We start from the raw sequence: 10,305 nt of genomic DNA, 5'->3' as shown, positions 1-10,305 counted from the left end.
GAGCCACAACCGCGTGGAGGGCAGCACCGAGTACACGCAGCTGCTCTACATCCCTTCGAAGGCGCCGTTCGATCTGTGGAACCGCGACAAGAGCGCGGGCGTCAAGCTCTACGTGAAGCGCGTCTTCATCATGGACGACGCCGAGGCGCTGCTGCCCAGCTACCTGCGCTTCGTGAAGGGGGTGATCGATTCGTCCGACCTGCCGCTCAACGTGAGCCGCGAGCTGCTGCAGGAAAGCCGCGACGTGAAGGCCATCCGCGAAGGCAGCACCAAGCGCGTGCTCGGCATGCTCGAGGACCTGGCCAGGAAGCAGAAGACCGGGCCGGAAAGCGGCGAGGGCAAGATCGACGTGGGTTCGGGCGAATCGGTGCCGGCCCCCGAGCCGACCGAGGCCGTGACCGATGTGGTCGACAAGAATGCGCCGACGGCCGCCGAAGCCGCCGCGGCCGCCGCCGACGAATCGGGCAAGTACGCCAAGTTCTATGCCGAGTTCGGCGCCGTGCTCAAGGAAGGCCTGGGCGAGGACTTCGGCAACCGCGACCGCATCGCCAAGCTGCTGCGCTTCGCCTCCACCACGAGCGACACCGTGAGCGTGAGCTTTGCCGACTACAAGGCGCGCATGAAGGAAGGCCAGGACGCGATCTACTACATCACGGCCGACACGCTCGCCGCCGCCAAGAACAGCCCGCAGCTTGAGGTCTTCAAGAAGAAGGGCATCGAGGTGCTGCTGATGACCGACCGCGTCGACGAGTGGGCGCTCAACTACCTCACCGAGTTCGACGGCACGCCGCTGCAGAGCGTGGCCAAGGGCGCGGTCGACCTCGGCAAGCTGCAGGACGAGGCCGAGAAGAAAGCCGCCGAGGAAGCCGCCGAATCCTTCAAGCCGCTGCTCGAGAAGCTCAAGGAAGCGCTCAAGGACAAGGCCGAGGACGTGCGCGTGACCACGCGCCTGGTCGATTCGCCGGCCTGCCTGGTGGTGCAGGACGGCGGCATGAGCACGCAGCTCGCGCGCATGCTCAAGCAGGCCGGCCAGCCCGCGCCCGACCTCAAGCCCGTGCTCGAAGTGAACGCCGAGCACGCGCTCGTGAAGAAGCTCGACGGCTCCGAGCATTTCGATGATCTTGCGAACATTCTTTTCGACCAGGCGCTGCTGGCCGAAGGCGGCCTGCCGGCCGATCCCGCGGCCTACGTGAGGCGCGTCAACGCGCTGCTGGTGTGAACGCCCGGCCGCGCACCGCCCGTGCAGCAGCCGCCCTTGCGGCGGCGCTGCTGCTGGCCATGGTGAGCGGCTGTTCGCACTATCACGTCGGCATTCCGCTGGTGCCCGGGCTCTCGCTCGGCCTGGGCGCCACCAAGGACGGCAATTTCTCCGTCGGCCTGAACACCGGCTGGGGCCCGCTCGGCGCGGGCGTGGCGGTCAACAACACCGGCGTGGTGGCCGGCACGGCTGGCGTGGGAGTTGGGGTTGGCGTCGGGCCGGTCGGCACCGGCGTGGGCGTGGGCAAGAGCGTGGTGCTGCACGATCCCAATGCGGGCAAGGCCGGGTACGCGCCGGCGGGCGGCGCCGCGCCGGTCACGACGGCGGCTGCAGTCTCCGCGCCGCAGCCTTCCGCGGTGCGCGTCTCCTACCGCCCGCCCGCGAATGCCGCCGACGCTGCGGCCGGCAGCCCCGGCACGCCGGGCAATCCCGTCGCGCCCTGACCGCCGCAGCCCGCGGCGCTGTGCTGGAGACCGCTCCTTGGAACTCAAGCAATGGCGATGCTTCGTCACGCTGGCCGAGATCGGCAACATCCGGCGCGCCGCCTCGCTGCTCGCCATCTCGCAGCCCGCGCTCAGCGTGCGGGTGCAGCGGCTCGAGGAGGCCCTGGGCTTTGCGCTGTTCGACCGGCAGGCGCGCGGCGTCCGGCTGACGGAGCAGGGCGCGCGCCTGCTGCCGCACGCGCGGCGGCTGCTGTCGCGCGCCTCCGAAACCGATGAGGCCGCGCGCGCCATCGGGCGCGGCGCCTTCGACCGGCTGGAGATCGGCGTCACGCCCATCGCAGCGCTGTCCTTCTTTCCCGATGCGATGCGTGCCTTTTCGGCCGCGCATCCGGGCGTGGTGCTGGCGCTGACCGAGGGCCTGTCGGACGAACTCGAGGAGGCCGTGGCGCACCGCAGGCTCGATCTCGCGGTGGTGCATCCGCCGTCCTCGCGCGACGACCTCGTGGTGCGAGAGGTGGCCCGCGACCGCTTCATGGCCGTGATGCCCGCCGCGCATCCGCTCGCGGGCGCCGGGCGCATCGCGGCGGCGGACCTGCGCCAGCAGACGCTGGTCGGGGTGCGGCGCGACATCGGGCCGGTGGTGTTCGACCGCATCGCCGCCTACCTTGCGCGCGCCGGCATCACCACGCAGGTCAACCAGTGCGCGAGTTCGTCGATCTCGCTCGTAGGGCTGGTGGCGGCCGGTGCGGGCATCGGGCTGGTGGTGGAATCGCTCGCCTGCATCGCGCGTCCCGACATCCGTTTTGTTGCGCTCGCCGATGATCCGCCGAGCCTGGGCTATGCGATGTGCCACCGGCCCGACCTGCCGGCGGAGCTGCAGGGTGCGTTCATGCAGGCCTTCCATGCGCCCAAGGCGGGCGCCGGCGCGCGGCCCGGGCTATGAGCCGCTGGCGCCAGTGCCGGCCGCGGCATCGGGCAGGAAGCGCTCGCCCGGCGTGAGCGGCGCGTGCCGGTAGCTCGCCGGCGTGCGGCTGAGCTTCACCGGCGCGCCGATGCCGCGGTAGCCGCCTTCCATTTCCACCACCATCTGGCGATGCGCGGTGTGCGGATGCTCGAGCGCCGCAGCCACCGGCAGCACCGGCGCGGCGGGCACGCCCGCGGCCATCAGCTGCTCGACCAGCGCACGGCCGTCGAACGCCGCCATGGCCGCTTCCAGCTGCTGCTTGAGCCCCGCACGGTGCACCGAGCGCGCGCCGGCCGTGCGGTAGAGCGGATCGTCGGCCAGCGCGGGCAGGCCGATGCAGCGGCACAGGCTCGCGAACTGGCGGTCGTTGCCCACCGCCACGAACACCGGGTCGGTGCAGGTGGCCAGCGCGTCGTAGGGATAGATGTTGGGATGCGCGTTGCCGGTGCGGCGCGGCTCGGTGCCATCCATGAACCAGTTGGCCGCATGCGGATGCAGCAGCGAGAGCCCGCTGTCGTACAGCGCGGCTTCCACGAACTGCCCGCGGCCGCTGCGGTTGCGCTCCTGCAGCGCGAGCAGCACGCCGATCACCGCATTGAGCCCGGTCACCATGTCGACCACCGGCAGGCCCACGCGCAGCGGGCCGCCGTCGGCCTCGCCGTTGATGCTCATGATGCCGGTCATGGCCTGCACGGCGGCGTCGTAGCCGGGCAGCGCGCCCAGCGGACCGTCGGCGCCGAAGCCCGAGACGCGGCACCAGACGAGGCGTGGAAAGCGCGCCGAGAGCGCCTCGTAGCCGATGCCCCAGCGCTCCATGGTGCCGGTCTTGAAATTCTCGATCAGCACGTCGGCCTCGGCCACGAGCGCGAGCAGCGCCTCGCGGCCTTCGTCCGTGGAAAAGTCGAGATGCTGCACGCGCTTGTTGCGGTTCAGGCCGTGGTAGTACGAGGCCAYGCCGTCCTTGAAGGGCGGGCCCCAGGTGCGCGTGTCGTCGCCCTGCGGCGGCTCGACCTTGAGCACGTCGGCGCCATGGTCGCCGAGGATCTGGCCGCAGTAGGGGCCGCCGAGAATGCGCGAGATGTCGAGGACGCGGATGCCTGAGAGGGCGCCTTGGTGTTGTGTCATTTCGGTGTTTTTGTGTGTTGGGTTTTTTTATTCAGGGCGCGTGCACAGATCACCGGGTGCTCCCCTCCGCGAATGTCCCCCGGCCTTCGGCCTCCTCCTTGATTTCGCTGCGGGGAGCACCCGATGCTCTGTGCGCCGGGGCACGCCGCCGGTGCATCGCCGATCAACCACTGCGCTGAAAAACGATCACGCCGATGGGGTGCCTTGCGCAGCGAAATCAAGGAGGAGCCCGAAGGGCGGGGGACATTCGCGGAGCAAGGTACCCCGTCGGCGGGAGCGCGCCCTGAACAAAGGCAACAAAGGCGCAAATCAATCCAGCTGCGCCCCCGACTTCTTCACCACGTCCTTCCACTTGGCCGACTCGCTCACGATGAACTGCCCGAGCTTCTGCGGCGAGGTGTCCGCCGAGGCTTCCAGGCCCTGCGCCGCGAACATCTGCTTCACCTTGGGCGAGTTCAGCACTTCGGCGAAAGCCTGGTTGAGCCTGGCCACTCGGTCCGCGGGCGTGCCGGCCGGCGCGACGATGCCGAAGAACACGCTCACGTCGTAGCCCTTGTAGCCCTGCTCCGCAATCGTCGGCACCTCGGGCAGCGCCTGCGAGCGCGCGAGCGTCGCCACGCCCAGCGCGCGCAGCTTGCCGGCCTTCACATAAGGCAGCGCGGTGAGGATGTCGGTGAAGGTCATGCTCACCTGGTTGCCGAGCAGGTCGTTGAGCGCGGGGCCGGTGCCCTTGTAGGGGATGTGCTGCAGGTCGGTGCCGGCCACCGAGTTGAACAGCACGCCCGCCAGGTGCGACGACGCGCCGTTGCCCGACGACGCATAGCTGAGCTTGCCCGGGTTCGCCCTGGCATGGGCGACCAGCTCTTTCACGTCCTTCACCGGCAGCGCAGGGTTCACCACCAGGATGTTCGGCAGGTAGCCGACCTGGATCACCGGCGCGAAGCTCTTGACCGGGTCGTAGCTGATCTTGCGGTAGAGGCTCGCGTTGATGGCCAGCGGGCCCGAGGTGCCGAACAGCAGCGTGTGGCCGTCGGCCTCGGTGCGCGCCACGTAGTCGGCGCCGATGTTGCCGCCCGCGCCTGCGCGGTTCTCCACGATCATCGGCTGGCCGAGGCGGTCCTTCATCTCGGCGGCCAGCGTACGGGCCATGGCGTCGGTCGGGCCGCCGGGCGGGAAGGGCACGACCAGCACCAGGGGCTTGGAGGGGAAAGGCCCCTGGGCCTGTGCGGCGGGAGCGGCGCCCAGCAGCGCGGCGCAGGCGGTCAGGGCCGCGAAGAAGAGGGTGAGGTGTCGCAAGATGATGTCTCCGTTTTTTCTCTGTCGTCGTGAATCAGGCCGTGGCCTTGGCGGTGCGCGTGGTGGCCGCGCTGTTCCAGTCCGCGGGCATCGCGTCGGGCGCGAGCGGGTCGCGCGGCAGCACGCGGTGCAGCAGCACCAGCTGGGCCCAGCGAAGGCGCGGGGCGGAACCGCTGCGCGCGGCCTCCCAGGCCATCGCGATGCTGCTCGTGCAGTGGTAGAGCGCCGAGGCGGCCTGGCGCGCCAGCACGTCGCCGCCTTCTCGCGCGGCCGTCTCGGCCAGCGCGGCGGCGCGCGCCAGTGCATCGCGCAGCGCCTTGGCAAAGGCCGGCGGCAGCGCCGCATCGGCCAGCAGCTGCTCGCAGTGCGCGCGCAGCACCGGCAGCGAGCCCTCGCGCTTCACGGCGCGGATCACGTCCAGCGCGACGATGTTGCTCGTGCCTTCCCAGATCGAGCCCAGGTGCGCATCGCGCACGAGCCGCGGGTCGCTCCATTCCTCGATGTAGCCGCAGCCGCCGCGCACTTCCATCGCGTCGCCCGTGACCTTGCGCGCATCGCGGCAGGCGCGGAACTTGATGAGCGGCGTGAGGATGCGCAGCAGCGCGTAGGCATCAGGCTCCCCGGCGTCGGAGCGCGCGAGCGCCAGTGCGGTCTGGCACACCATGGTGCGCGCCTGCTCGGCCGGCAGGCGCAGCTTGTCGAGCTGGCGCTGCATCAGCGGCATCTGCTCGAGCGTGCGGCCGAAGGCGCGGCGCTCGGCGGCGATGTACTCGGCCTCGGCCACCGCGCGGCGCATGAGGCCCGCGGCACGCACGCCGTTCGACAGGCGCGAGTTGTTGACCATGTCGGCCATCTGCACGAAGCCGCGGCCTTCCTCGCCCACCAGGTGCGCGACGGCGCCTTCGAGCCGGATCTCGCCGCTGGCCATCGAGCGCGTGCCCAGCTTGTCCTTSAGGCGMAKGATGCGGTAAYGGTTGAGGCTGCCGTCKTCGAGSCGGCGCGGCAGCAGGAACAGCGACACGCCCTTCATGCCGGCCGGGCCGTTGTCGGCGCGTGCGAGCACCATCGCAAAGTCGGCATCGGGGTTGGAGCAGAACCACTTGTCGCCGGTGAGGCGCCAGCTGCCATCCGTCTCTTGCCGCGCCATCGTCGCGGTGGCCGCGATGTCGGAGCCCGCGGCCTGCTCGGTCATGAACATCGCGCCCTGCGCGAGCTCGTCGAAATCGAGCGAGGTCAGGCGCGGCAGGAAGCGCGCGACCAGCTCGGGGCCCCCGAACTTCCTGAGCGTGCGCGTGAGCGAGTCGGTCATCGAGACCGGGCAGCACAGGCCGAACTCCGCCTGCACGAAGAGATAGGTCAGCACGTACTTGACCAGCGGCGGCATCCTGCCCTTCCAGCCCAGCGTCTCATCGCGGTGCGACATCGCGGCCAGGCCGAATTCGCTGAGCGCGAGGCGTTCCATCTCGACGTAGGCCGGGTGCTTGACGATCTTCTGCTCGTCCAGGCCGGTGCGCGTGCGCTGCTCCAGCGTGGGCGGGTTGCGGTCGGCGGTGCCGGCCAAGTCGTCGAGCAGGCCGCCCGCGAGGCCGCCCAGCCGCTCGAAGTGCGGCTGCATGTGGGCCAGCAGGTCGGCGGGCAGGTAGAGCGCGAGCAGCTTGTGCAGCTCGGTGTCGGTGCTGAACAGGTTCTGGCCGTGGCGGTCGGGAATCGGGTGCGCGTGCGCGGCGGTGGCGTCGTTCTGGGCCATGCGTTTTGTCTCCTGGTTCGCCGCATTGTTGGTTTCCAGGCGATCCGTGTCTAATATCGAATAGGTCTTGTTCGATTCGATTTGCCTATTCATGGAACTGCGACACCTGCGCTACTTTTCCGTGCTGGCCGAGGAGCTGCACTTCGGGCGCGCCGCGCGGCGCCTGTCGATCTCGCAGCCGCCGCTGTCGGTGGCGATCCGCCAACTCGAGGAGTCGGTGGGCGCGCGGCTGTTCGAGCGCAACAGCAAGGAGGTGCGCCTCACGCATGCGGGCGAGGCGCTGCGCATTTCGGCGCGGCGGCTGCTGCTGCAGGCGGAAGAGGCGGCGCTCGAGGCGCGCGACGTGGCCGCGGGCTCGGCCGGGCGGCTGCGCATCGGCTTCGTCGGTGCGATGCTCTACCGCGGTCTGCCGCAGGCGCTGCGCGCGTTCCAGGCCCGGCACCCGGCGGTGCGCATCACGCTCGCCGAACTCAATTCAGGCGTGCAGATCGCCGAGCTGCTGCACGACCGGCTCGACCTGGGCTTCGTCCACACCAGCCGCATGCCGCCCGAGCTGCAGCACCGGCTGCTGCTGTCCGAGCCTTTCGTGTGCTGCCTGCCCTCGGGCCACGCGCTCGCGCGCAAGCGCGTGCTGGCGCCGGCCGACCTGCGCAACCAGCCCTTCGTGCTGTTCTCGCGCGAGGCCTCGCCCGACTACCACGAGCGCATCCTGTCGATCTGCGCCGACGCCGGCTTCCTGCCCGAGGTGCGGCACGAGGTGCGCCACTGGCTCGCGGTGGTCTCGCTGGTGTCGCAGGGCATGGGCGTGGCACTGGTGCCGCAGGCCATGCGGCATTCGGCCCTGCGCGGCGCGGTGTTCCGGCCGCTCGACCGCGCGGTGGCGCAATCGGAGGCGCATGGCGTGTGGCGCAGCGGGCCGCCGAACGTGCTGGCCGAACGGCTGCTGCAGGGCGTGGCCAACGTGCAACCGGCCGCCGCCGGGCCGCCCCAAGGCGACCGGGCCTCCCCCTCGGGGGGTGGAGAATTACACGCAGCGAAGCGAAGTGAAAAGCCGGGGGGCTGACATTTCTAGGCGTAGAGCGGCTCTTCGGCCATCTGCTCGCACTGCTCCTGCAGCACGAGGATCTGGCCCTTCCAGTAGTCGCTGGAGCCGAACCACGGGAAGTTGATCGGGAAGATCGGGTCTTCCCAGCGGCGCGCGAGCCAGGCGCTGTAATGGATGAGCCGCAGGGTGCGCAGCGGCTCGATCAGCGCGAGCTCGCGGCGGTCGAATTCGCGGAACTGCTCGTAGCCGTCGAGCAGCCCCGAGAGCTGCGCGGTGCGCTGCGCGCGCTCGCCCGACAGCAGCATCCACAAGTCCTGCACCGCGAAGCCGGTGCGCGCATCGTCCAGGTCGACGAAGTGCGGCCCGCCGCCGGGGCGGTCAGTGGGGGTCCAAAGGATGTTGCCGGGATGCACGTCGCCGTGCAGGCGCAGCTTGCGCGGCTTGAAATCGGAGGCCGGGGCGCTCACCGCCAGTGCCGTGGCGGCAATCATGTCCAGTGCTTCGTTGCRGGCCTTTTCCCAGTCGCGCTGCACGTCGAGCGGCACCTTGTCGTTGGCCAGCAGCCAGTCGCGCGAGGCGATGCCGAAGGTCTGCAGGTCGAGCGCGGGCCGGGCCTCGAAGGGCCGTGCGCTGCCCACCGTGTGGATGCGCGCGAGAAAGCGGCCGACCCACTCGAGCACTTCGAAATCGTCGAGCTCCGGCGCGCGGCCGCCGCGGTAGGGGCTCACGCTGAAGGCGAAGCCGCCGTGGCGGTGCAGCGTGCTGCCGTCGAAGGCCAGCGGTGCCACGGCGGGCACTTCGGCCGCCGCCAGTTCGAGCGAGAAGCCGTGCTCTTCGAGGATCTCGGCTTCGCTCCAGCGCTCGGGGCGGTAGAACTTGACCACCACCGCACTGCGGTCTTCCAGGTAGACCTGGTAGACCCGGTTCTCGTACGAGTTCAGGCCCGTGAGCCGGCCATCGCCGTGCAGGCCGAGCGTTGCCAGGGCGTCCAGCACCACATCGGGCGTGAGGTTCTCGTAGGGATGGGTATTCGCGGGCGCAGCGGGGGAAAGGGTCATGCGGCGATTGTCGCTACCCCGGCGCCCGGAATGTCAGAGGCCGCCCGGTTGTTTGTAAAGCGAAAGGACATGGCCGATGCGCGGGTCGCCCTTGCCGGCCAGCACCTGCGCATAGGCGGCCTGCACCGCTTCGCCGCCGTGGTGGTGCTCGGCGCGCAGCCAGGGGTTCTTCGCGTCGGTCACGCTCGCCAGGAAGTGGTGCCAGGCGGCCACCATGCGCCGGCCGAATTCGTCGGCGCCCCATTCGGCGGTGCGCTTCTTGATCTGCGCCGGCGCAAAGAACAGCGTGGCGCGCGGACCGGCCAGGTCCTTGCCCGCGCCCTTGGCCGCGAGCTGCTCCACGTGCGTGCCGCCGATCGAGCAGCTGTACTTGAGGTTGGAAAAACGCGTGTGGATCGCGTTGCGCAGCCCGGCGTTGCCCGCAAAGTCCACATAGACGCAGGGCGTGGCGGCCGCGATGTCGTCGAGCGCGTCGTAGCTCAGCACGCGGTGGTAGCAGCCCAGGCTTTCGCAGAAGGCCACGTTGGCGGCGGAGGTCAGGCCGATCACCTCGACGCCTTCGCGCTGGTGCAGCTGGAAGGCGGTGCCGTAGGCCGTCTTGCTCGATGCGCTCGACAGCAGCATGGTGTTGGCGCCGAAGAAATCGTTGTCGGCCATGAAGTCGTCGATCAGCCACGAGGTGATGAACAGCGGGCGCAGCAGCGCCTGCACGTCCTCGGTGTCCGCGGTGTAGAGCGGATCGGCGTTGCAGCGGAAGTACTGGTTGTAGACCGCGGGCAGCTCGGCACGGTGCGCGGCGGCGTCGGTAAAACGCCCGGGCGAGAGGCGGTCGGGGCTCAGCACAGCGCCCGACGACATCGGCCAGTAGCCGTAGAGCCGCTCGCCCGCCGCCACGCCCGGGTGCAGCGACTGCACCACGCTGGCAAAGCCCCACACCGGGATGCTGCCCCAGCCTTCTTCCGTGGACGGAAAGAACTGCCAGTAGCTCATCGCATCGCCGAAGGCGGCGTAGGTGATGTTGTTGGAGGTGAGCGCAAAGCTGTCGATGCGCACGCGCACCTGGCCGTCGGCCAGCGGCTGGTCGGTGGCCGTGTGCAGTTGCGTGGTGGCGAGTTCGCCCTTGCGGACCAGGAAGCTGGTGGTGGTGCTCATGGTGTGGATCTCCATGGTGGTGGTGTGAGTTGCGCGGGATGGCGCGTGCTGCAGCCACATTAGCCAAGCTCGATGAAAGGCGCTATCGCGTTTCCCTGTTCCGCGTCACCCGCGGGACAACGCCGGCCATGAAAAAGAAAAAGCGCCCCGGCTTGTGGCCGGGACGCTCTTCTTTTTTTAACCCCTTGCGCAGGGGGCGGAATCAGGCGATCGAGAG

General features: G+C 69.8%; 9 protein-coding genes. 4 read left to right on the top strand and 5 right to left on the bottom strand.

Annotated elements, in window-relative coordinates; all coding sequences use genetic code 11:
- The 3 genes from htpG to AC1DOC_RS06650 all read left to right on the top strand — a co-directional run.
- Window positions 1–1,219 (top strand): molecular chaperone HtpG (htpG, locus tag AC1DOC_RS06660; RefSeq protein ID WP_478129571.1); only part of this gene is annotated, 1,219 nt, incomplete at its 5' end.
- On the top strand, window positions 1,216–1,701 hold the full coding sequence (locus AC1DOC_RS06655) for a hypothetical protein (RefSeq protein ID WP_436037321.1): 486 nt from the start codon (window positions 1,216–1,218) through the stop codon (window positions 1,699–1,701). The genes htpG and AC1DOC_RS06655, both read left to right, overlap by 4 nt.
- A 37-nt stretch (window positions 1,702–1,738) precedes the next feature.
- Window positions 1,739–2,644 (top strand): LysR family transcriptional regulator, encoded by a 906-nt coding sequence (locus AC1DOC_RS06650; protein WP_436037319.1) that lies wholly within the window; start codon window positions 1,739–1,741, stop codon window positions 2,642–2,644.
- Here AC1DOC_RS06650 and AC1DOC_RS06645 read toward each other — a convergent pair.
- The 3 genes from AC1DOC_RS06645 to AC1DOC_RS06635 all read right to left on the bottom strand — a co-directional run bounded on the left by AC1DOC_RS06645 (window position 2,639) and on the right by AC1DOC_RS06635 (window position 6,833).
- Window positions 2,639–3,790: a CaiB/BaiF CoA transferase family protein gene (locus tag AC1DOC_RS06645; protein WP_478129570.1), complete on the bottom strand. Its 1,152-nt coding sequence runs from the start codon at window positions 3,788–3,790 to the stop codon at window positions 2,639–2,641. The genes AC1DOC_RS06650 and AC1DOC_RS06645 overlap by 6 nt on opposite strands.
- Before the next feature lie 309 nt (window positions 3,791–4,099).
- Complete coding sequence (locus tag AC1DOC_RS06640; protein ID WP_370880744.1) at window positions 4,100–5,086, bottom strand: Bug family tripartite tricarboxylate transporter substrate binding protein; 987 nt, start codon at window positions 5,084–5,086, stop codon at window positions 4,100–4,102.
- Between the two features lie 34 nt (window positions 5,087–5,120).
- Window positions 5,121–6,833: an acyl-CoA dehydrogenase family protein gene (locus AC1DOC_RS06635; RefSeq protein WP_478129569.1), complete on the bottom strand. Its 1,713-nt coding sequence runs from the start codon at window positions 6,831–6,833 to the stop codon at window positions 5,121–5,123.
- 91 nt (window positions 6,834–6,924) lie between these two features.
- On the opposite strand from AC1DOC_RS06635, the gene AC1DOC_RS06630 reads away from it, so the two are divergent.
- A complete protein-coding gene (locus tag AC1DOC_RS06630) occupies window positions 6,925–7,896 on the top strand; it encodes a LysR family transcriptional regulator (RefSeq protein WP_307597294.1) in 972 nt (323 codons plus the stop codon).
- 5 nt (window positions 7,897–7,901) lie between these two features.
- On the opposite strand, the gene AC1DOC_RS06625 is transcribed toward AC1DOC_RS06630, so the two are convergent.
- Together AC1DOC_RS06625 and AC1DOC_RS06620 are read right to left on the bottom strand one after the other, a co-directional pair.
- On the bottom strand, window positions 7,902–8,936 hold the full coding sequence (locus AC1DOC_RS06625) for a serine/threonine protein kinase (RefSeq protein WP_478129568.1): 1,035 nt from the start codon (window positions 8,934–8,936) through the stop codon (window positions 7,902–7,904).
- A gap of 33 nt (window positions 8,937–8,969) precedes the next feature.
- On the bottom strand, window positions 8,970–10,088 hold the full coding sequence (locus AC1DOC_RS06620; RefSeq protein WP_174545062.1) for a DUF2855 family protein: 1,119 nt from the start codon (window positions 10,086–10,088) through the stop codon (window positions 8,970–8,972).
- Window positions 10,089–10,305: the final 217 nt, after the last annotated feature.

The organism is Variovorax sp. 01T439_2 (genome assembly GCF_056398445.1).
Note: the sequence above shows the minus strand (reverse complement) of the source record. Positions and strands in the feature narration are given on the sequence as shown.